We start from the raw sequence: 22,092 nt of genomic DNA, 5'->3' as shown, positions 1-22,092 counted from the left end.
CGTAGATGACGGCATCCCACCACGGAGAGCACCATGAACGGCGCCATTTATCTCGGTATCGCCATTGTCGGCGAAGTCATCGCGACCTCGTTTCTGCGCTCCGCCGCCGGGTTCACCCAGCTTGTGCCATCGGTCATCGTGGTGGTCGGTTATGCCGTGACATTCTACTTTTTCTCGCTGGCATTGCAGACCATCCCGGTCGGCATCGGCTACGCCATATGGTCCGGCGCAGGCATCCTGCTGATCTCGATCATCGCCTATTTCCTGCACGGCCAGACGCTCGATCTGCCGGCCCTGATCGGCATCGGGCTGATCCTGTCAGGCGTGCTGGTGATCAACCTGTTCTCGCAGTCGTCGCCGCATTGAGCTTTAGAACGGTCGCGTCATAGTGGCCCAAGGCACACCTGCCTGGGACAGGCTGGCCCGTATTGTGTCGATCAACTTGTCATCGCCAATGCGTTCGCGCAGGCGCGGCAGCACGCCCCGCGTTCGAAAGGTCGACACGTCCAGCACCTGCGGCAGATAGCGGTTGACCACCGCCCTGTCACCGGTCCGCTGCGCCGCTATGATGGCGAGGATCGGCCCCAGCTCGCGGTCAGCCTGCGCATAACGTTCCGCACTCTCAACTGCCCGCGCCAGATCGCCGTCACGCAGCGCCAGCAAGGTCGGAACGCCAAAATACCAGGGCGGCGGTTCCGGTGATTGCTCGGCGGCCTCGCGCGCCATTGGTTCGGCTTCGGTCAGCCTGCCGGCAAGCGCCAGTAGCCGCGCGAAGGCGGCCAGCGCGTCGGCATTGGCCGGATTGAGCTGCACGGAGGCAGCGAAGTCGGCCCGGGCCAGTTCGAGATTGCCCCGCCCCTCATGCAAGCGGGCCTGCTGCTCCCAGACAAATCCGCTGATCGGGTCGAGCGCAATGGCGCGCTGGATCGTAACGTCCGCCAGTCGCAGCCGATCTGCCGCAGTCGACTCACCCGCGATATTTGGTCCGGCATATTCGGCAAGCAGGCTCGCATTGGCAGCCAGCGCACTCCAGCTCTGTTTGTCGACCTCTGGCAATGCGGCAAAACAGGCACTGGCGCGGACCGCATCGGAATCGCCGCCAGTTTCGCGATAGCGATCAAACATCACCTGGCACAAATAGAGATTGGTATCGATCTCGTCGGCCGCGATAGACATCATCAAATGACGTGCAGGTGCATGCAGCGGGCCGCGCGCACTGCCCAGCACGAGGCTGAACGACTTGGACACTTTATCGAGCACACCGGGCGTGGCGGCCTCGCTCGCCGGTACCGAGAGCGTCTGATTCCACACCACCGAGCCGGTCCGGCTTTCGGTCAGGATGGCGCTGTACTGTATCAGTTCGTCATCCGCCCGTACGATGCCGGTCAGCACGAAATCGTTGACCGGCAAGTCATCGGCGGCGGCGACCAGCTCGCTCGCGACACGATAATGCGCCCGGACATTTTCGAACTGCTCAAGGTCAGTCACCAACTCGATCGCAAGACCCGCCACCTGCGGCGGTGGCTGTACGTCGGCGGCAAGATTCTGGAATTCGACGATATTGATGGTGGGGCGTTGCAAGGCGCCGATCGACGCGACCGCCATCTGCTGGCGCGGTCCCCATGTGCTCAGAGCATAAGTTGCCATCGCGGCGCCAAGAACGATAACTGCGAGCACATACAATGAAACTGTCGGCCCAACGCGCAGAGCCGGCGCGTTCTGCGACGCCCGCGCGACCTGGAACAGGACTGGCTCAATGCTGGCGGCCTCTGTTTCGGCCACTACAAAATCGGGAATGTAGCGGCCAATAGGCAGGCGTATCTGCAAGGCATCCTGCAGCCCCGGCCCGCGATAGTAGTCATCCAGCAGACTACGCAAGCGCCTCGCCTGCACCCGCACGATAGGGTCGGCTTGGGGATCGAAATCCGGACCGCGCCCGAACACATCTACGGCTATGGAATAGGCCTTGATAGACTGTTCCTGCCCCGCGAGGGATCGCTGCACAATGTATTCCAGGAACCTGCTAAGTTGCGGAGAGCGCGCAATTTCCGGCCATCTGAGCAATTGCTCGAGGGCGTGCAGGATAGTTTCGCGCTGGGGCACGGGCGCGGTCAAAATGCATCTCCGACTATAGGGAGACCTTCGACGCTTTACATGTAAAACGCAAGCGTAGTTACCTCGACTTTACCTCAGCTTGCCTGCCGCGATTGGAACTTTTCTCGCATACGCCGATCGTCGCTGTCACGAACACGACACAGTCCCGCATCGGCCAGGCCTAGGTGGGACGCTCTGACAACTGAGTTTCCAATAGTAACGTTTGGATCTGCGGCTTCGCCGCAACCCGGCGCGTTCGTTTCTTGCGGCATGTCCGACGCTAACGTCGGGCTTCGGGGTATCGATTGAACGAATATGTGGAAAACGCGCCATACGTGGCGCTCATCGACGATGACCAGCACTCGGCAGCTCTGCTGACGCGCATGCTGGTGGCCCATGGATCGCCACGCATCCAGTGGTATGGCAATACCGCCGTTGCCCATTCGACGATCGCCACAACTCTGTCCGACCCCAAGGCTTCCTGGCCAAGCCTGATCATCATCGACCTCAAGGCTCAGAGCCAGGCCAGTATCGAGTTTCTCCGTTCCATCCAGCCCCTCGCCTATCAGAAGGGCGTCAATGCTGTCGTGATGGTGCCTCCGGATGGTCGCCAGCATCGCGAAGCGCTCGAGGATGCCGGCGCTTCTGCAATTTTCATTCGGCACGCCGAACCCGACGCCTACCGGCGCGAGGCGGCAAGCCTTGTCAGTTTCTGGGCGCGCAGTCAGCGCCTGGATGCGGTCGGCATGTAACTCCTGCGTCCACAGGTTGCATGCCTCGGTCTGGAGGGGCGCTGCAAGATTGGTCTTCGGACTGCTCCTGCATTCCCAAGCGTCCCTCCGGCCACTCAATCTCCCGTACCGCTAAACTGCGGCTCGGGAGCCGCCAGCCTCCGTTAAAGGGAGCGCTGGCTCAGGGGCGCGGTTATGACACCTCCCGGTTGTAACCGTACGGGGGGAGAAGCAGATTGGCAGCGCGCACGTCCCTCAGCGCAGCCGCCAGAGTTTCGGCTTCTCCCCGCGGCCCATACGGGCAGATTGGTCCAATCTAAACGAACCGCTAAAGCCGACGCTCATGCGGCAAAGCCAAGGATTGATGGAGCCGCGCTCGGCCTTCGCGCTAGCGGTTAGTTCCAGGCTGCGACAAGCGGCTGCGCCCAGTTGGCAATGAAATCCCGTGGTGGCAGGATGATCCAGCCATCGGTATCGCCCACCGTTACATAGTCGTTGCGCGCCACGCCCAGCGCCGTGATCGCGCAAACCAGGGCGGCTCGATCATCATGGTTAGTGACGCTTTCGAATGACTGTTCCACCCGACGACCGGGCAGGTGATGCTGCATCAGAGCAGCCAAAGTTCCATCCTTCGCCAACGCCGTGTAGTAGCGATCCGAGCGCTTGCCACGACCACCTTTGAGCGGTGCCGGATCGGCCAACATCAGACCAAGAAAACTGTTGGGAAAGGCTTCCACCACCGTTTGGGGGTGGATACGGTGGGCATGTTCCGCCGCAGCGATTAAACCGCGCCCGAGGACGATATCAGCACAGGCATTGGTTGCCGCATTGAGCAATCGGCCATTGCCACTGTTGGACTGTGCTAGCTTGCCAATTGCTTCACGAATGGCTCTCTCACTCAGCCGCCGTTCTGCCAACCTGTAGGTGTCGATCAGTCCAAGGTCGCCCCGCAGCGGACCATCGAAGGCGGCAGCTAAAAGGTGATGTGAACCAGCAGTCGCCAGCAGTGCCTCTCGCCTGTCCGCCGCAACGGCGGTAAAACGCCTGATCGTCCAACCCACGCTCCCACGGTCCCAATCCAGCCGACAGGCGGCGCTGGAACGTTGGTGCAGCGACCAGCCGACATCGACGCCCAGCACAGACCCAGTTTCCGGCAGCATCAGACCGTCTTGAGCCATCCGCCATCCACGAAATACGTGCTGCCGGTCGAATAGCTGGCCTTGTCCGAACACATGAAGACGAAAAAGTTCGCCAGCTCTTCAGGCGTCGCAAACCGCTTCATACCGCCGGCTTCGTTGGCGACGCCCTGCAGATGCGCCTCCCATCCGTCCTCGCCGGCAATCTGCTTGGCGGTCTTGATCCAGTCAGGCGTCAGCACGAGGCCCGGATTGACCGTGTTGACGCGGATATTGTCGCCAACCACTTCGTTGGCCAAGGTCTTGGAAAACATCATCAGCGCGGCCTTGGTAGTATTGTAGATCGGCTCGTACCACAGCGGCTGCACGGCACAGATCGAGGCATTATGCAGCACCACGCCGCCACCGCGCTTTTTCATCGACGGCACCAGCCCGCGCGCCAGCCGTACGGCGGCCATCACATGCAGGTCCCAGTAATATTGCCACTTGGCGTCGTCGGCCTCGGCAATGGTCTCGTTGGAGCCAGTACCGGCATTGTTGATCAGGATATCGACCCCACCAAACCCCTTGGTGGCCCCCTTGATCACCGCATCGCAGCCCTCGGCGGTTGCAACATCCGCCGCGATGGCCATGGCGATGACGCCGAACTTGTCGGCCACCCGCGCCGCCTCGTCCTGGGCCCGCTGCTTGTTGCGGCCGACCAGCACCAGGTTAGACCCCTCCGCCGCCAACCCTTCTGCAATGGCCAGCCCGATGCCCACTGTCCCGCCTGTGATGAGGGCGACCTTATCGCGCAATCCTAAATCCATAACTTCCTCCGGTTCAAAGGCCCCGTCACCCGCCCTTCGGGCAACCTCTCCCCCAAAGGGAGAGGTGGTGCATGCCAATTTGCGGTGCCTCTTTCACCTCTCCCTTTGGGGGAGAGGTCGGCGCATCGCGCCGGGTAAGGGGCCTACCGCCTACTTTGCCACCCTGATCTGCAGCTTCACATCGCTCGGCCGCCCTTCGACCGCCCGGTCAAACGCTACCTTTGAATCCTCAAACGCAAACGTCTCGGAAATCAACGGCTTGAGATCAACCTTGCCCGAGGCGATCAGCGCGATGGCGCGGTCATATTGATGCGCGTAGCGGAACACATTCTCGATCCGCAGTTCCTTCACCGATGCCCCGGCAATATCCACTGCCACCGGCTCGACCGGCAGGCCGACGACGACGATCGCGCCGCCCGGCCGCGGCAGGTCCATTATTGTCTTCCACGCATGCGGCGAGCCCGAGCACTCGAACACCACATCGGCGCCCCAGCCATCGGTTAGGCGCGAAACCTCCTCGACGATGTTCTTGTCGCGGATATTGACCGGGATCACGCCGTGATATTGCGCCGCGATATCGAGCTTTGGCTGCGCTAGGTCGGCCACGATCACCCGCGCACAACCGCCAGCCAGTGCCGCCAGCGCCACCATGGTGCCGATCGGTCCGGCACCGAGCACCACCGCCGTATCACCGGGCGTAATTTTCGCCTTGGTCGCCGCCTGCATGCCCACCGCAAAAGGCTCGACCATGGCGCCTTCGGCAAAGCTCACAGTGTCGGGCAGTTTGAAGGTATAATTGGCCGGATGCACCACTTCGGACGTCAGCACGCCATGCACCGGCGGGGTGGCCCAGAACGAGACGGCCGGATCAACATTATACATGCCTAGCCGCGAAGCCCGCGAATTGGGGTCGGGAATGCCCGGCTCCATGCAGACACGGTCGCCCACCTTGAGGTGGCTCACCCCGGCGCCCACTTCGATCACCGTGCCCGCCGCTTCATGCCCCAGCACCATTGGCGCGTTGACCACGAACGGCCCGATCTTGCCATGGGTGTAATAATGCACATCCGAGCCGCAGACGCCCACCGTGTGGATAGCGATCTTAACAATGCCCGGCCCGACATCCATCGGCAGTTCGATATCGCGCAAAGCCAGCTCATGCTGGCGTTCAAGAACAAGCGCGCGGACTTTGGTCATGGATGGTTCCAACATGGTTTGGTCGGCCTCATCCTAAGCGTGTCGGAGGACGAGGTCGTGGCAGGAATACCGACCCTATGGCACGAGCTCGTGGTTCGACAAGCTCACCATGAGGTCTACTCAAGCATCAGGGGAGGAGCCATCGCGCCGGTCATGATCGCGACCGCGTCGGACATGGTGTAGTCTTTCGGGCGAATCACCGCGATGCGCTTGCCGAGCCGATGGATGTGGATACGATCTGCCACCTCGAACACATGCGGCATGTTGTGTGAGATCAGCACGATCGGCATGCCGCGCCGCTTGACGTCGAGCATCAGTTCCAGCACGCGCCGGCTTTCCTTGACGCCCAGCGCCGCCGTCGGCTCGTCCATGATCACCACCTTGGAGCCGAAGGCCGCTGCCCGCGCTACCGCCACGCCTTGTCGCTGTCCACCCGACAGTGTCTCCACCGACTGGTTGATGTTCTGGATGGTCATCAGGCCCAACTCGCTGAGTTTGGCCCGGGCAATGCGGTTCATTCCCGAGCGATCCAGCAGCCGGAATATGCTGCCCAGCGGGCCCGGCTTGCGCATCTCGCGACCGAGAAACAGATTGTCGGCAATCGACAGCGCCGGCGACAGGGCCAGGTTCTGATACACCGTCTCGATGCCCGCTAGCCGCGCATCCATCGGTGACCTGAAGCTGATCGGCGAGCCATCGAGCTTGATGACACCGGCATCGGGGATCATGGCGCCACACAGCGCCTTGATCAGGCTGGTCTTGCCGGCGCCATTGTCGCCGATGACCGCAAGGATTTCCCCCGGCATCAGCTCGAAGTCGGCATTGTCGAGCGCCACTACCTTGCCATAGCGCTTGACGAGACCGCTGGCCGAAAGGATTGGCTGCACTCCGGCAATCGGCGTGGCGGTGAGATTGGAAACCTGATCGAGGCTCATGCCGAAATCTTCCTGATCCACTGGTCGGTGGTGACCGCGATGATGATGAGGGCGCCCACGGCAAATTCCTGCCACAGCACATCGACACCGGCCAAAGCCAAGCCATTGCGGAACATGCCGACGATCAGTGCCCCGAGCAGCGTGCCAACGATCGAGCCGCGCCCGCCAAACAATGACGTACCGCCAATCACCACGGCAGTGATGGAGTCAAGGTTCGCCGTCTGGCTTCCCAAGGGCGACACCGCCCCGACGCGCCCAATCAGGACCCAGCTTGCCAGCGCACAGATGAACCCGGCCAGCGTATAGACGCCCACCAGCGTCCAGGTCGTGTTGATGCCGGCCAGCCGCGCCGCTTCGGGATCGTCGCCGGTGGCATAGATGTGGCGGCCAAACGCCGTGCGGTTGAGCACATACCAGACCGTTGCGGCGATCAGGATCATCACCATCGAGCCGGCGGTGAGGATAGCCCCTCCCCCCAGCGCCACCCGGGCGCCCATCCATTGCAGCATCGGCGCGATGGCCGAAATATCCTGGCTGCGGATGGTCTCGGAATTGGAAATGAAGATGATCATGGCGCCATAGATCGACCAGGTGCCCAGCGTCACGATGAACGGCGGCAGCTTTACCAGCGCCACAAGGATGCCGTTGATAAAGCCACACAGGATGCCAGTGCCGATGCCCAGCACGAAGCTGATTTCGACCGGCACGCCGGCCGTGACCGACAGCCGCCCCATCACGATGGAACTCAGGATCATGATGGCACCAACCGACAGGTCGATGCCGGCGGTGAGGATGATCAGGGTCTGGGCAATGCCCAGCACGCCGATGATCGTCACCTGCTGCAGCACCAGCGACAGGTTGAACGGCGCGAAGAATTTCGATCCCGCCGCGACCGAGAAGATGGCGACGCCAACCACCAGCACGATGAACGGAATGGCCGTCGGATAGGTATGGAGGAAGGCCTGCAGACGCCGCACAAGGCCGGGCCGTTCCTCGTCGAAACTGGCCACCCCATGCGTGGCGTTGGCCAGCCCCTTATCCGCAGTCGCCGAACCGGCCGCATCATCGCTCATGCACGAACTCCTCAACGAGTAATTTCACTGGCCGCGCCAAATTCTCGATGTCATCCCGGCCTTGAGCCGGGATCCATCTCGATATGGCTGTGCAGCCGCAAGGTGGTCTGTACGATCTACCTTGCGGCGGCGGCTGGATCTCAGGATGGGCCCCGGCTCAAGGCGGGGTGACACCGTGGGTAGGGAAGTCGCGAGGCTCAACGCGACCTCCCGGCAACATCAGCCCCAGCAGAGCTCAGCACCCTTGGCGGTGTCGATCGATTCAACACCATCCACCGGCTTGTCGGTGATCAACGCTGCGCCGGTGTCGAAGAAATTGAGCCCAGCAGTCACAGCCGGCTTTTCGCCGGTTTCCGCGAATTTCTTGATCGCTTCCATGGCCATCGATGCCATCAGCAGCGGATATTGCTGGCTGGTCGCGCCGATCACGCCATCCTTGACGTTGGCAACGCCGGGGCAGCCGCCATCGACCGAAACGATCAGCACCGAGCCGTCATCCTTGCCGATTGCCTTGAGAGCCTCGTAGGCGCCTGCGGCAGATGGTTCGTTGATCGTATAGACCACGTTGATGTCCGGGCACTTCTGCAGCAGTGTTTCCATGGCAGTACGGCCACCATCTTCGGCGCCGCCAGTCATTTCATGGCCGCAGATTCGCGCATCGTCTTCGTCGCCATATTTATTGGCGTCCTTCACGTCGATGCCGAAGCCTTCCATGAAGCCTTGGTCGCGCAGGTAGTCGACGGTCGGCTGGTTCACCGCGAGGTCGAGCATGGCGATCTTGGCAGTGGCAGCGGCGTCGCCCAGCGTGCCCTTGGCCCATTCGCCGATCAGCCGACCGGCCTGGCGGTTATCGGTGGCAAAGGTGGCGTCAGCCGCGTCGATCGGATCAAGCGGGGTATCGAGCACGATCACCAGCAGTCCTGCATCGCGCGCCTGCTGGATGGTCGGCACGATGGCGCTGGAATCGGAGGGCACGATGGCAAAACCCTTGGCGCCCGAAGCGATCAGGTTTTCAATGGCGGCGATCTGGCTGTCGTTGTCGCCATCGAACTTGCCCGCGAAGGTGCGCAACTCGATGCCGAGTTCGTCGGCCTTGGCCTGCGCGCCCTCGCGCATCTTGACGAAGAAGGGGTTGCCTTCAGTCTTGGTAATGAGACCGACCACGATCTCCTGCGCATAGGCGGCAGTGCCGCACATCAGGCCGAGCATCACGGCCCCAGTGGCCGCGATTTTCAAAAACTTACCCATCGATTATCTCCTCCCGAGATTTCAAATGCGCTCGCGGCCGATCTTCCGGTCCGTCGATCCGCTATCGGAAAGGGGCAACATCTTCCTCGTTGCCCGCTTCGTCGCCGCCATAACAGTCCAACCAGAACGCCCTGTCAATAAGTTAATCCAAGTGATTTATTAATTGACAGCACTCGGACATTGGCTTTTTCTGCAGCGTGGGGCCGCTTTATAAGTCGATGAAATCGATTGCTATTCCGCGCTCGTTGCCACCTATGGCTGAATTGTTCAGCTGGGGCGGGCAGTTAACGGGAGAAGACATTTATGGTCAGGAGGGGACTGTCGCGCACGAGCCTCGATGACCTGAGCCGCGGCACCAATCAGACCGGGGTACGTCTCTACAATGAGCGCCTGGTGCTCTCGCTGATCCGCCGTCACGGCAGCCTGCCCAAGGCCGATATCGCCCGCCGCACCGGCCTATCGCCACAGACCATTTCGACCATAGCCAATAGCCTGGAAGATGACGGCATCCTGCTTCGACTCGATCCACTGCGCGGCAAGGTGGGTCAGCCTCTGGTGCCCTATGCGCTCAATCCGCGCGGCGCCTTCTTCCTCGGCCTCAAGATTGGCCGCCGCAGCTCGGATGTGGTGTTGATGGATTTCGTCGGCACCGTGCTGGGGCGCATCCACCAGCCGCACCCCTATCCGACCCCCGAAATCATCCGAACTTTGGCCCAGCGCGGCATCGATGAACTGACGCTCGCGCTAGACGATACTGACCGCCGCCGCATTGCCGGTTTCGGCATCGCCTCGCCGTTTGAATTGTGGAACTGGGAATCCCAGCTCGGCGCACCGCCCGATGTGCTGGAAGCCTGGCGGCAAGCCGATGTTCGCACCGACATTGCCGCCATCAGCCCATGGCCGGTGTATTTCCACAATGACGGAACCGCCGCTTGCGCAGCCGAACTGGTGCTGGGCAATGGCCAGCATGGCGACGACTTCCTCTATATTTTCCTCGGCTCCTTTATCGGCGGCGGCGTCGTGCTCAACGGCCATCTGTTTCCCGGCCGCACCGGCTATGGCGGAGCCATCGGTCCGCTTCCCGTGCCCAACGGCTCGGGCGGCTTTCAGCAAATGCTGCGCAGCGCCTCGATCTATGTGCTGGCCGAACGCCTCGCGGCCGCCGGCTCCGACCCCCAGATGCTGTGGCGCGAACCGGGCCTGTGGGGCGACCTCGGCCAGCCGCTGGCCGACTGGATCGATGAAGCCTCCCGCAGCCTCGCCCTGGCCGCGGTCAGCGCCGTGTCGATCATCGATTTCCGCACAGTGGTCATCGACGGCGCCTTTCCACAGTCAGTCCGCGCCGATCTGGTACGCGCGACGCAGGCGGCATTAACCGAGTTCGACCTGCAAGGACTGGCGCCCTTCAGCATTGCCGAAGGCACCATCGGCTTCGGCGCGCGCGAAATCGGCGGTGCCTGCCTGCCCCTCCTCGCCAACTTCACTCAAGACCGCGAAGTACTGTTCAAGGAGAATACCGCGCCATAGAGCTGATCTTATGACTTGTTCTCGGTAACCACTCAGCAATTCCCTGCGCGCTATGATCTTTCCATAGGGATCGCAGCGGTAGTCAGATGCAGGCAAAAACTTCGACGCTTGAACGCTGGCAATTCTCTGCCTCCGTTCTGCTGCCTGTCGTTCTAACATTAGGCATAACTGCCGCAGCGGTGCTTGGCTTTGTCTTCTGGTCCACGGCCAATATTGATGATCGCGCTGCTGTGCGCCAAAACGAAATGCTGCAGCAGGTCATGCAGACCCGCCGCAGCCAGTTGATCCGCGAATTGAGCAGCGTCGCCAGCAAGGACGATGCAGTCGTCAACACCAAGCTGATGTTCAACTTCAACTGGGTGGACAACAACCTTGGCCGCTGGATGCACGATTTCTTCGGCCACCAACGCACCATGGTATTCGGCGCCGATAACCAGCCGCTCTATGTCATGCATGACGGCGTGGCCCTCGATTCGGCAAGCTATGACCGATTCACCGGCCCGATCCTGGCTCTGGTGGAACGGGTGCGCGCGCTGCCGCCAGGATTGAAGGTCGCCGACCAGGGGCCGACGCCCGCCGCACTATCGGATTTTGCGCTGATCGAAGGCATGCCCGCCATGATCGCTGCTACGACCATCGTCTCCAACACCGGCGCCATCGCCCAGCAACCGGGCACGGAGCCCTTGCTGGCCAGCGTGATGTTTCTCGATGACATTGCAGCAACGTGGATGAGCCGCGATTACATGTTCGAAAATGGCCGTTTCAGCCTCACCAAAACAGAAAACGCCAATCGTGCCATCTTTCCGATATTCAACGCCTCCGGACGCTTCGTCGCCTTCTTTGAATGGGACCGCGAGCGGCCGGGCCTGATGATGCTGCGCAACACCGGCCCGGCGCTTCTGGGCGGCTTCATCATCGCCGCAGTCCTGGTGTTCCTGCTGCTGCGCAAGTTGCGGCAGTCGTCGGCCGCCGTGGAAGCCGGCCGTCGCAATGCCGAACATCAGGCGGCCCATGATCGCCTGACCGGCCTGCCCAATCGCGCCAGCCTCGATGCAGCGCTAGCCCGGGCACTGACTGACCGCAGCGCGCCCAATAGCTATCTGGCACTGCTGATGCTCGATCTCGATCGCTTCAAGCAGGTCAATGACACCCTTGGCCACCAGGCCGGAGACGAGCTGATCTGCGCGGTCGGTCGCCGCATCCGCACCATCGTCGGCCCCGACGTGATGATCGTTCGCCTCGGTGGCGACGAGTTCGTGGTGATGATCGAAGCCCAGGAATATGACGTCGACCCGATGGCCGTCGCCGCCCGCATTATCGACACCATCGGCAAGCCGTTCGACCTGCAGCAGTTCAAGGCCCATGTCGGCGCCAGCATCGGCATTGTCAGTGCGGTGGGCGGTCTCGCCGATCCGCGCGAACTCATGCGCAAGGCCGACATTGCCCTCTATGAAGCCAAGTCAGGCGGCCGCAACCGCGCCGTGGTCTACGAAGAGCATATGAACGAGCTGGTGCAGCTACAGCACACCATCGAGGGCGAGCTGCGCGAAGCGCTGCAGCGCGACGACCAGCTTTCCGTGGTCTTCCAGCCATTGGTGGATCAGCAAACCCGCCGCATCACAGGCGCCGAAGTCCTCGCCCGCTGGCATCATCCCAAATACGGCCAGATTTCCCCGGCCCGCTTCATTCCCGTCGCCGAAGCCACCGGCCTGATCGAAGCGTTGGGCGAATTCGTGCTGCGACGCGCCTGCGAGCTCGGCGCCACCGCACCGACACGGACCATCGCAGTCAATATTTCGCCGACCCAGCTGCGCAATCCCCGTTTCGCCAATCAGGTTTTCGACGTCTTGCGCCAGACCGGCATGCGCCCCGCCGATCTCGAGCTGGAGATCACCGAGTCGATCCTGCTCGACGATGAGCACGTCTCAAGCCAAAACCTGCACACCTTCCGCGCAGCCGGCATCCATATCGCGCTGGACGACTTCGGCACAGGCTATTCCTCGCTGAGCTACCTCAAGCGCTATCCGGTCGATCGCCTCAAGATCGACCGCTCCTTCGTCATGCAACTTGCCGACGGCCACGTCTCGGTCGCCATCACCCAGGCCATAGTCACCCTCGCCCATGCCATGGATTTGCAAGTGACGGCCGAGGGCGTCGAGACCGATGCGCAGGCGCTTATCCTTGGCCAACTGGGCTGCAATACGCTGCAGGGCTTCCTGTTCTCGGGCGGTGTCCCTGCAGACCAGATCTCGACAGTCTTCGGCACCAGGGCCGACGCAATGCGCCGCACCCCGAACCGGGCCGCTTAGGCCATCGCAGCCAATACTGCGCCGAGCCGCTTCTCACGCGCCAGCAAGCCCGCACGACCGCTTCCGGCGCTCTCCCACATCGCTTTCAGCTTGCCGTTGTCAAACAGCTTGAACAGGCATGGCGCAATATAGGACTTGCGGCAGATCGCTGGCGTATTGCGCAGCACCTCGGAAACCTGCTTTGCCACCTGCGCCATCTGGCGTCGCCGCGCTGTCTCGGACGTTCCGGCCTCGAGTTGTGCCAGTGCCTCACCGGCCAGCGAACTGGCATGGAGCGTCCGAAAATCCTTGGCCGAAATCCCGACGCCGGACAGTTCGCGCAGATAGGAGTTGATCGCTTCGGTCTTGATCGGCCTGACCTTGCCGGCCTCGTCCCGATACTTCAGCAGCCGCTTGCCGGGCAAGGTTTTGATGCGGCTCACCGCATCTGCAAGCCGGGCATCCGTCAGGCAATATTCGGCGCGCTTGCCGCCCTTGGCATCGAACGCCATGCAAACTTCAGCTTCCGCGACACGCACGTCGCGCGCATAAAGCGTACCAGCACCGCGCGTGCCGTTGGCTTCGAGATATTTCTCGCGGCCAACGCGCATCGCGGTTTTGTCGATCAGCGCCACGGCAATCGACAAGGCAAGCTCGCGGCTGCCGGTTTCAGCCTTCAGCGCCTCGGCCACCCTCTTGCGGACCCGCGGAAGCGCACTTGTCAGAGCGGCAAGCCGAAGCTGCTTTTTGCCATCACGGCGCAGTTCCCACTCTGGGTGGTAGATATACTGGTCACGCCCCGCTTCATCGACCCCGAGCACCTGGATATGACCATTATGGATCGGCGCAATCCGCACGTTCTGCCACGCCGGTGGGATGCCCAGCGACCTGATGCGCGTTTTGATAGCCGCGTCGGACACCAACGCACCGCTGGCGTCACGATAACAAAAACCCTTGCCGCTCTTCTGGCGACTAAGGGTCAGATCGGCCCGGCTAACCTTTACGAGACGCATCGCTTTAAGTCGGATTGGATTGGGTAAGCGTGTAAACCAGGTAGACGATGGCAAACAGCACAATGACGCTCACCATCGAGATCACCAAGACGCGCAGGTTCATCTTGCGCGCGCTGCCACCCCTGACTTCAGTCGTGGATTTTTCGGGGTCATAGGTCTTTTGCATCGGGCTCTCCTTGTGTTGCAGCTAAAACGTGCCCCGCGCCCGGCGGTTCCCCGCCGCCTTGACGCAGCCGCCCAGGCAGCCGACTTTCGCCCATGACCAATATTCGGGAAAACTCCATGACAGACACCGCCACCCTCACCCGCATGATCATGGCAGGACAGGGAAAGCAGCCAGCGGACCTGGTCATCAAGAATGTGCGATTGCTCGATGTCATCACCGGCGCGGTCACCGAAACCGATATCGCCATAGTCGCCGACCGCATCGTCGGCACTCACGCCAGCTATGAGGGCAAGGCCACCATCGACGGCAAGGGACGCTTCGCCGTCCCCGGTTTCATCGATACCCATCTGCATATCGAGTCCTCCCTCGTCACCCCCTTCGAGTTCGACCGCTGCGTACTGCCGCACGGCGTTACCACGGTGATTTGCGATCCACACGAGATCGCCAATGTGCTGGGCGCCGAGGGTATCAAATACTTCCTCGACTGCGCCGAGCAGACGGTGATGGACGTCCGCGTCAATCTCTCGTCCTGCGTGCCGGCCACCGCCTTTGAAACCTCGGGCGCAGCTCTGGAAATCGCCGACTTAGAGCCTTTCCGCAGCCATCCCAAGGTCATCGGCCTTGCCGAGATGATGAACTTCCCCGGCGTGCTCAATGCCGATTCGGGCATCATCGCCAAGCTGGTCGCGTTCCAGGGCGGCCATATCGACGGCCACGCTCCGCTGCTCCTCGGCACCGCCCTCAACGGCTATCTCGCCGCTGCCATCCGCACCGACCACGAAGCCACCAGCGCCGCCGAGGCCCGCGAGAAGCTAGCCAAGGGCATGGCCATCCTGATCCGCGAAGGCTCCGTCTCCAAGGATCTAAAGGCCCTCGCCGAAGTACTCGACGAAAACACCTCGAGCTTCGTGGCCCTCTGCACGGACGACCGCAACCCACTCGACATCGCCGAGGAGGGCCATCTCGATAGCTCCATTCGCCGCCTGATCGCCATGGGCCGCCCGCTGCACCACGTCTATCGCGCCGCCAGCCACTCCGCCGCCCGCATTTTCGGCCTCACCGATCGTGGCCTCCTCGCCCCCGGCTGGCGCGCCGATATCGCGCTGCTCGACAGCCTCGAAGATTGCCGCGTCACCGACGTCATCACCGCCGGCCGCCTCGTCGGACCCGAACTGTTTGCCGCCCGGAAACCCGTCGATCTGGTCGGCCTCACCTCGATGAAGGCCAAGCCGGTCAGCCCCGACGACTTCATCGTCCCCATCCGCTCCGACCGCAACCAGACGCCAGTGATCGGCGTCAAGCCGGGCCTGATCCTCACCTTCCGCGAAAGCGCCACCCTGCCCAGCAGCGACCGCGGCACCCTGCCCGATCTCGACAATGACGTGCTCAAGGTGACCGTCATCGAGCGCCACGGCAAGAACGGCAATATTGGCCGCGGTTTCGTCAAGGGCTTTGGCCTCAAGCGTGGCGCCATCGCCTCGTCGGTCGGCCATGACAGCCACAACATCACCGTCATCGGCGCCACGGACGAAGACATGGCCGTTGCCGTCAATCGCCTGATCGAGCTTAACGGCGGCTTCGTGGTCTCCGATGGCGGCAAGGTCACCGCCGAACTGGCGCTGCCCATCGCCGGCCTTATGAGCCCGAAACCCTTTGAGGAAGTCACCCACGACCTGCAGGCCCTGCGTGACTCAGCCTATGCGCTGGACTGCGTCCTGCCCGAGCCATTCCTGCAGGTCGCGTTCCTGGCGCTACCCGTCATCCCGCATCTCAAGATGACCGACCGCGGCCTGTTCGATGTCGATCTGTTTGACTTCGTGGACTGATCGGCGCTCAAATATGAAATTGCCAATCAGGTTATCTTGAGGTCTATTGCGCGCGGCTTGAGCGGGGTTCCCCTAGAAGCCGCGTCAGCAAGAGACCGCCATGCAAGAGACCGCCATGCCAGAAACACCCCTCCTGCAACCCGTCGATGCCGATGCCATCCGTGAGGCCAAGACCCAGATCCGCACCGCGCGCTTCGGCGCACTGGCGGCACTCGATCCCGATAGCGGCGCTCCGCTGGTCAGCCGGGTTGGCGTTTCCACCGATTTCGACGGCACGCCGGTGATCCTGATTTCCAGGCTGGCGGCACACACAGCGGCTTTGACGGCCGACCCACGCTGCTCGTTGCTGTTGGGCGAGCCTGGCAAGGGCGATCCATTGGCCCATCCGCGCATCAGCATCGCGGCCAAGGCCGTTATCATCGAACGCGACGATGCCCGACATGCCGGCCTTGCCACGCGCTATCTCAGCCACCAGCCCAAGGCCAAGCTATACGCCGAACTTGGCGACTTCCGCTTTGTACGGCTGGAGACTCAATCGGCCAGTTTCAATGCCGGTTTCGGAAGGTCCTACGCCCTCACCGGCGCCGAACTGCTATCGCCGGGCGACGCCACGCTGGCTGCAGCCGAAGCCCACGCCCTGGAGCATATGAACGAAGATCACGCCGATGCGGTCAACAACTACGCCCGCCATTACAGCAAGGCCCCAACGGGCAACTGGGCCCTAGCCGGCATCGACGCCGAAGGCATCGACATCGCCCTCGGTGACGACACCCACCGCATCTTCTTCGACGAACCCCTCACCGTCCCCGAAGACATGCACACAACGCTCATCAAAATGGCCCGCGCTGCACGGCTGGCACTCGGCGACGCCTGATCTAGCATCTAGCCCAAACCATAACCCCACCCTCGATCCTTCTCGCCTCAAATCGCTCCACTGGAGCGATTTGAGGCGAGAAGCCCATTCAGGGGAGGGAGGCGCCAGACCAAATGACCCAGCTCTTCCTTATCCCTCCCCCTTGTGGGGAGGGTGGCCCCGAAGGGGTCGGGTGGGGGTAGGTTTGCGCACGATGTAAAAGCTCTCCTTAAAGGGGAGAAGGAAAAAAGCCCCTTACTTCCCGTCGCGCGCCTTGACCTTTCGGCGCGCGGCATGCAGCAGCGGTTCGGTATAACCACTCGGCTGGTCGGCGCCGTGCAAAGCGAGGTCCAGCGCCGCCTGGAACGCCACCGAACCGAAATTCTCCGCCATCGGGCGATAGACCGGATCACCCACGTTCTGCTGGTCCACCACGCCGGCCATGCGCTCAAAGGTGGATGTTACCTCGTCGCGGCTCACCAGCCCATGCCGCAGCCAGTTTGCCACCGCTTGCGATGAAATCCGGCAGGTTGCGCGGTCTTCCATCAGCCCGACATTGTTGATGTCCGGCACCTTTGAACAGCCAACGCCTTGCTGCACCCAGCGCACGACATAGCCGAGAATGCCCTGCACATTGTTTTCCAGCTCGCGGGTAATTTCCTCGCGGCTCAGCGAAAACGGCGCCTGCATCGGCATCGAGAACAGCTCGCTCAGCGGCGGGATCGACTGATTATGGCGGCGCGTCTGCGCAGCAAACACGTCAACCTGATGATAATGCAACGCGTGCAGCGTCGCCGCCGTCGGGCTCGGCACCCAGGCCGTATTGGCGCCGGCATTTGGATGAGCGGCCTTGCTGTCCATCATCGCCGCCATGTCGTCCGGCCGCGCCCACATGCCCTTGCCGATCTGTGCCCGCCCCGAAAGGCCACAGGCCAGCCCGATCAGCACGTTGCGATCCTCGTATGAGGCAATCCAGCGCTCGGACTTGATCTCGTCCTTGCGCAACACGGCACCCGCTTCCATCGAGGTGTGGATTTCGTCGCCGGTGCGATCGAGGAAGCCGGTATTGATGAAAAACACCCGCGCCCGCGCTTCGTAAATCGCCGCCTTGAGGTTGGCCGAAGTCCGGCGTTCCTCGTCCATGATGCCAATCTTGACCGTGTTGGGCTTAAGGCCCAACATCTGCTCGACCGAAGCGAACATAGCGCAGGCAAACGCCACTTCCTCGGGACCGTGCATCTTGGGCTTGACGATGTAGATGGCGCCGGTGCTGCTGTTGACCTTGTCCTGCATGGCGCAAAGCACAGTTAGTGCCGCGTCCATCAACCCCTCACCAATAGGCTTGCCCTTCCACAGTACAGCGTCCGTGGTCATCAGGTGGCCGACATTGCGCACCAGCAGCAGCGAGCGGCCATTCAGCACCAGCGGCTGGCCGTTGACGTCCTTGCAGCTGCGGTCTTCATTGAGCTTGCGGGTGACGCTTTGGCCGCCCTTCTCGAATGTATCGACCAGCGTGCCATTCATCAGGCCCAGCCAGTTGCGATAAACGCCAACCTTGTCCTCGGCATCGACCGCCGCAACCGAATCCTCGCAATCCTGGATCGTCGTCAGTGCCGCCTCGACCACCACATCGCTCAGGCCCGCCTTGTGCGTGCCGCCAATGACGCTGCCCGGCTCGATCACCAGGATCACATGCAAACCATTGTGGCGCAGCACTAGCTGGCCGCTTTCCTGCGTGCCGCCATAGCCGGCGAAAGCACCCGGATCGCGCAACCCGGTGCGGCCGGCAGTCGTATCGACCTCAAGGTGCCGGACGTCGCCATCCTTGATCACATGATAGCCGGTGACGTCGCGGTGGCTGCCAGACGCTAGCGGGAAACTCTCATCGAGGAAGCTCGCTGCCCGGTCCACCACCGCAGCGCCGCGGGCTGCGTTGTAGCCCTTGCCCGGCGCCAGCTCGCCATCGCGGCTGACGACGTCCGTCCCATAGAGTGCATCGTAGAGGCTACCCCAGCGCGCATTGGCAGCATTGAGCGCATAGCGCGCATTGGATACCGGCACCACCAGTTGCGGCCCGCACAGCGACCTAATCTCGGGGTCGAGCCCCGACGTCTCGATTGTGAAATCGCCTGGCTCGAGCACCAGGTAGCCGATGTCGCGGAGGAAAAACTCGTAGCCCTGCGGATTGTTGGAAACCGGGCCATACTTGCGATGCCAGTCATCGATCTGGCTCTGCAATTCATCCCGCTTTTGCAACAGGCGAGCATTGGTCGGCGCATGCTCGGCAATCACCGCCGCAAAACCAGACCAGAATTGCTCTGCCGTCACGGACAGCCCAGTGAGCGCTTCCTTTTCGACGAAATTGACCAGCAGTGGGTGAACTGAAAGGCCGGATTTCGTCAGGTAATCGCTCATTTCTGCTTCCTTTTTGTGCGGACCGACCAAACTTAAGTCATGCGTCGAACCGTCACAACCCGCCTAAAGTAGACTTCGCCCTTGCGCCAGCGACATAGACTTCCGCCACCGAGCGGTCGTCGCCCATGGTTTGCAGCAGGAACAGTTCTTCGGCCAGGCTGCTGACGGTCGCCATGCGCATCGCCATGGCCGGTGTTGCCGCGGCGTTCAGCACCACCAGATCGGCAGCGTTTCCCAGCGCCACGGCGCCAATAGTGCCCTCCAGCGACAGCGACCGGGCGTTGCCCAGTGTCGCCATATAGAACGAGGCGTACGGGTTGAGCCGCTGTCCGCGCAGTTGCAGAATCTTGTAGCCCTCGTCCAACGTTCGCAGCATGGAATAGCTGGTGCCACCGCCGATATCGGTGGCGACGCCGATACGCACGCCATGCTTGATCAACCGCTCCCGATCGAACAGCCCCGAGCCGAGAAACAGGTTCGACGTCGGACAGAACACCGCCACCGAACCGGTCTCGGCCAGCACGCCCGTCTCGCGGTGATTGAGGTGGATGCAATGCCCCAACAGGGTCATGGGACCGAGCAGGCCATAGTCCTCATAGATGCCGGTATAGTCTGGCGAGCCGGGATACAGCTCCATTGAGAACGAAATCTCGTCGGCGTTCTCGCTGAGATGGGTCTGCACATAGGCCTCTGGATGCTCGGCCACCAAGGCCCGCGCCGCCTCCATCTGAGCTGGCGTCGAGGTAATGGCAAAGCGCGGCGAGATGGCATACAGCCCACGCGCCCGACCATGCCAGCGCGCGATCAGCTCTTTGGTGTGGTCATAGCCCGACTGCGCCGTATCGCATAGTGCGCCGGGCGCATTGCGATCCATCATCACCTTTCCGCCGACCATCAGCATGTTGCGCTTTTCCGCCTCGGCGAAATAGGCGTCCACGCTGCGCGGATGACTGGAGCAATAGGCTACAGCAGTCGTCGTGCCATTGCGCACCAACTCGTCATAGAACGCCGTCGCAACCGCGTCCGCATGGCCCTGCTGGCTGAACTTCTGTTCTTCCACAAAGGTGTAGGTATTGAGCCATTCCAGCAGTGAGCCGGCATAGGAGGCGATCATCTGGCTCTGCACATAATGCAGATGCATGTCGATGAAGCCTGGCAAGATCAGGTGCGGCCGATGGTCGATATAGTCGCCCCCCAGCGGCGCAATGGCGTCCCACGGCTCGACCGCCGCGATCTTGCCATCGACAATCACCACGCCGGCGTCTTCCCAATAGCGATAGCTCGCGTGATCGTCGATAGCCTGCGGCTCGCTGACAAAACTCAGCACCCGCCCGCGCAATATGGTCTGGCTCATCGCCCCGAGCCTTCGCGGAACCATTCGACCAGCAGCGCCCGCTCCTCGGGCGTCATTTCGCTGACATTGCCCGGCGGCATGGCATGGGCATAGCCCGCCTGCATGGCGATATCCTTGGCGTGGTTGGCGATAGCAATGTCATTATCGAGGATCACATTCTTGGGCGGTTCAAATATGCCAGGCCACGCCGGCTCGGCCGTATGGCACATGGCGCAGCGGGTCTGTACGGCTAGGCTGGCTGCAGGGAAATGGCTTGCTGCAAGAAAGCTCTCGGACGCCCGAGACGCCACCACCTCTCCCGCCGAATTCGGCAGTTTGGGCCCAGTCGATAGCCAGGCAATGATGATGAACAGCACCACGGCCACCAGCCAGGTCCAGTGCGGATTGCCCTTCCGCGCGTGGCGCGTGTTGAAATAGTGCCGGATCACCACGCCGACGAGGAAGATCAGCGAAGCGATGATCCAGTTCCACTGCGTCGCAAACGCCAGCGGATAGTGGCTGCTCAGCATGAAGAAAATCACCGGCAGCGTCAGGTAGTTGTTATGCAGGCTGCGCTGCTTGGCGATCCTGCCATATTTCGCGTCCGGCACCCTGCCTGCCTTGAGGTCGGCCACGACGATCTTCTGGTTGGGGATGATGATCATCGCCACATTGGCCGCCATGATGGTCGCGGTAAACACGCCCATATGCAGCAACGCCGCCCGCCCGGTGAACAGCTGCGTATAACCCCAGCTCATCGCCACGAGGATGCCGAACAGCACCAGCATCAGCCCCGTCGTCGAGTTGCCGATCGGCGATTTGCACAGCCCGTCATACAGCACCCAGCCAAGCACGATCGAGGCGATCGACAGCAAAATCGCCTGCCATTGCACCAGGTCCAGCACATTGCGATCGATCAGGTAAATATCCGCGCCCACGTAGTAGATCAGCGCCAGCAGCATGAAACCGCTCAGCCAGGTCCAATAGCTTTCCCATTTGAACCAGGTCAGGTGCTCCGGCAAAAACTCCGGCGCCACCAGATATTTATTGATGTGATAAAAGCCCCCGCCATGCACCTGCCACTCCTCGCCATAGGCCAGCGGCGGCAGGCTCGGCGTCTTGCGCAAGCCAAGGTCGAGCGCGATGAAGTAAAACGATGAGCCGATCCAGGCGATAGCCGTGATGACATGCAGCCAGCGCACCGCAAACATCAGCCACTCATAAGCAATCGCATATTCCGGCATTCGTTATGTCCTTCTCGCGGAGAGCAGCCCCCTCACCCGTCTCGCCCAAGGGGGCGATCCACCCTCTCCCCGATGGGGCGAGGGAAAGGCACGATCCCTCTATTCTTCTCCCCATCGGGGAGAAGGTGGCGCGCAGCGCCGGATGAGGGAGAGCGCTGCACTCGTAAAAAAGGGCGGGCCGAAACCCGCCCCTCAACTCGATCA

At 61.9% G+C, this 22,092-nt stretch carries 18 protein-coding genes; 6 read left to right on the top strand and 12 right to left on the bottom strand.

Annotated elements, in window-relative coordinates; translation table 11 throughout:
* Positions 1-33: 33 nt before the first annotated feature.
* On the top strand, positions 34-366 hold the full coding sequence (locus tag WH91_RS15690; RefSeq protein WP_046171944.1) for an SMR family transporter: 333 nt from the start codon (positions 34-36) through the stop codon (positions 364-366).
* Positions 367-369: 3 nt separating this feature from the next.
* Here the strand turns inward: WH91_RS15690 and WH91_RS15685 are convergent, their stop codons facing one another.
* On the bottom strand, positions 370-2,004 hold the full coding sequence (locus tag WH91_RS15685; RefSeq protein ID WP_143078053.1) for a hypothetical protein: 1,635 nt from the start codon (positions 2,002-2,004) through the stop codon (positions 370-372).
* A 395-nt stretch (positions 2,005-2,399) separates the two neighbouring features.
* Between WH91_RS15685 and WH91_RS15680 the strand changes: the two genes are divergently transcribed.
* Positions 2,400-2,846 (top strand): hypothetical protein, encoded by a 447-nt coding sequence (locus tag WH91_RS15680; protein WP_046171942.1) that lies wholly within the window; start codon positions 2,400-2,402, stop codon positions 2,844-2,846.
* Positions 2,847-3,220: 374 nt separating this feature from the next.
* On the opposite strand, the gene WH91_RS15675 is transcribed toward WH91_RS15680, so the two are convergent.
* The 6 genes from WH91_RS15675 to WH91_RS15650 form a co-directional block, all read right to left on the bottom strand.
* Entirely contained in the window at positions 3,221-3,964 is a 744-nt protein-coding gene (locus WH91_RS15675; RefSeq protein ID WP_143078054.1) for a hypothetical protein, read from the bottom strand.
* Positions 3,965-3,984: 20 nt separating this feature from the next.
* Complete coding sequence (locus WH91_RS15670; protein WP_046171940.1) at positions 3,985-4,770, bottom strand: SDR family NAD(P)-dependent oxidoreductase; 786 nt, start codon at positions 4,768-4,770, stop codon at positions 3,985-3,987.
* A 150-nt stretch (positions 4,771-4,920) separates the two neighbouring features.
* The gene (locus tag WH91_RS15665) at positions 4,921-5,967 is read right to left on the bottom strand and encodes an NAD(P)-dependent alcohol dehydrogenase (protein ID WP_046171939.1); all 1,047 of its coding nucleotides are present in this window, start codon (positions 5,965-5,967) and stop codon (positions 4,921-4,923) included.
* Positions 5,968-6,083: 116 nt separating this feature from the next.
* The gene (locus WH91_RS15660; protein WP_046171938.1) at positions 6,084-6,902 is read right to left on the bottom strand and encodes an ATP-binding cassette domain-containing protein; all 819 of its coding nucleotides are present in this window, start codon (positions 6,900-6,902) and stop codon (positions 6,084-6,086) included.
* Positions 6,899-7,975 (bottom strand): ABC transporter permease, encoded by a 1,077-nt coding sequence (locus WH91_RS15655; protein ID WP_052952874.1) that lies wholly within the window; start codon positions 7,973-7,975, stop codon positions 6,899-6,901. Before WH91_RS15655 ends, WH91_RS15660 begins: the two co-directional genes overlap by 4 nt.
* Positions 7,976-8,194: 219 nt before the next feature.
* Positions 8,195-9,223 carry a sugar ABC transporter substrate-binding protein gene (locus tag WH91_RS15650; RefSeq protein WP_046171937.1) on the bottom strand — a complete coding sequence of 343 codons (1,029 nt, stop codon included), beginning with the start codon at positions 9,221-9,223 and terminating at the stop codon, positions 8,195-8,197.
* A gap of 303 nt (positions 9,224-9,526) precedes the next feature.
* Here WH91_RS15650 and WH91_RS15645 point away from each other — a divergent pair, with 303 nt between their 5' ends.
* Positions 9,527-10,750 carry an ROK family transcriptional regulator gene (locus WH91_RS15645; RefSeq protein WP_046171936.1) on the top strand — a complete coding sequence of 408 codons (1,224 nt, stop codon included), beginning with the start codon at positions 9,527-9,529 and terminating at the stop codon, positions 10,748-10,750.
* 86 nt (positions 10,751-10,836) lie between these two features.
* Positions 10,837-13,059, top strand: a complete 2,223-nt coding sequence (locus WH91_RS15640) for a putative bifunctional diguanylate cyclase/phosphodiesterase (protein WP_046171935.1) — start codon at positions 10,837-10,839, stop codon at positions 13,057-13,059.
* Here the strand turns inward: WH91_RS15640 and WH91_RS15635 are convergent.
* Both WH91_RS15635 and WH91_RS24720 read right to left on the bottom strand, forming a co-directional pair.
* The gene (locus WH91_RS15635; RefSeq protein WP_052952873.1) at positions 13,056-14,051 is read right to left on the bottom strand and encodes a DNA topoisomerase IB; all 996 of its coding nucleotides are present in this window, start codon (positions 14,049-14,051) and stop codon (positions 13,056-13,058) included. The genes WH91_RS15640 and WH91_RS15635 overlap by 4 nt on opposite strands.
* A 4-nt stretch (positions 14,052-14,055) precedes the next feature.
* Positions 14,056-14,217, bottom strand: coding sequence for a hypothetical protein (locus WH91_RS24720; protein ID WP_158409580.1), 162 nt, complete (start codon positions 14,215-14,217; stop codon positions 14,056-14,058).
* A gap of 116 nt (positions 14,218-14,333) precedes the next feature.
* On the opposite strand from WH91_RS24720, the gene ade reads away from it, so the two are divergent.
* Both ade and WH91_RS15625 read left to right on the top strand, forming a co-directional pair.
* The gene (gene ade, locus WH91_RS15630; protein ID WP_046171934.1) at positions 14,334-16,043 is read left to right on the top strand and encodes an adenine deaminase; all 1,710 of its coding nucleotides are present in this window, start codon (positions 14,334-14,336) and stop codon (positions 16,041-16,043) included.
* Positions 16,044-16,158: 115 nt separating this feature from the next.
* Positions 16,159-16,917: a HugZ family pyridoxamine 5'-phosphate oxidase gene (locus WH91_RS15625; RefSeq protein WP_082102205.1), complete on the top strand. Its 759-nt coding sequence runs from the start codon at positions 16,159-16,161 to the stop codon at positions 16,915-16,917.
* Positions 16,918-17,151: 234 nt separating this feature from the next.
* Here WH91_RS15625 and WH91_RS15620 read toward each other — a convergent pair whose 3' ends face one another.
* From WH91_RS15620 to WH91_RS15610, 3 genes are read right to left on the bottom strand one after another with little or no spacing between them, the layout of a single operon-like run.
* Positions 17,152-19,311: a malate synthase G gene (locus WH91_RS15620; RefSeq protein ID WP_046171932.1), complete on the bottom strand. Its 2,160-nt coding sequence runs from the start codon at positions 19,309-19,311 to the stop codon at positions 17,152-17,154.
* A 52-nt stretch (positions 19,312-19,363) separates the two neighbouring features.
* Positions 19,364-20,665 (bottom strand): guanine deaminase, encoded by a 1,302-nt coding sequence (guaD, locus tag WH91_RS15615; protein WP_046171931.1) that lies wholly within the window; start codon positions 20,663-20,665, stop codon positions 19,364-19,366.
* Positions 20,662-21,888: a urate hydroxylase PuuD gene (locus WH91_RS15610; protein WP_046171930.1), complete on the bottom strand. Its 1,227-nt coding sequence runs from the start codon at positions 21,886-21,888 to the stop codon at positions 20,662-20,664. The genes guaD and WH91_RS15610 overlap by 4 nt, the downstream gene beginning before the upstream one ends.
* Between the last annotated feature and the right edge of the window lie 204 nt (positions 21,889-22,092).

This window comes from Devosia psychrophila (assembly GCF_000971275.1).
GTDB lineage: Bacteria > Pseudomonadota > Alphaproteobacteria > Rhizobiales > Devosiaceae > Devosia > Devosia psychrophila.
The sequence above is the reverse complement of the archived record's forward strand: the minus strand, read 5'-3'. Positions and strand labels throughout refer to the sequence as shown.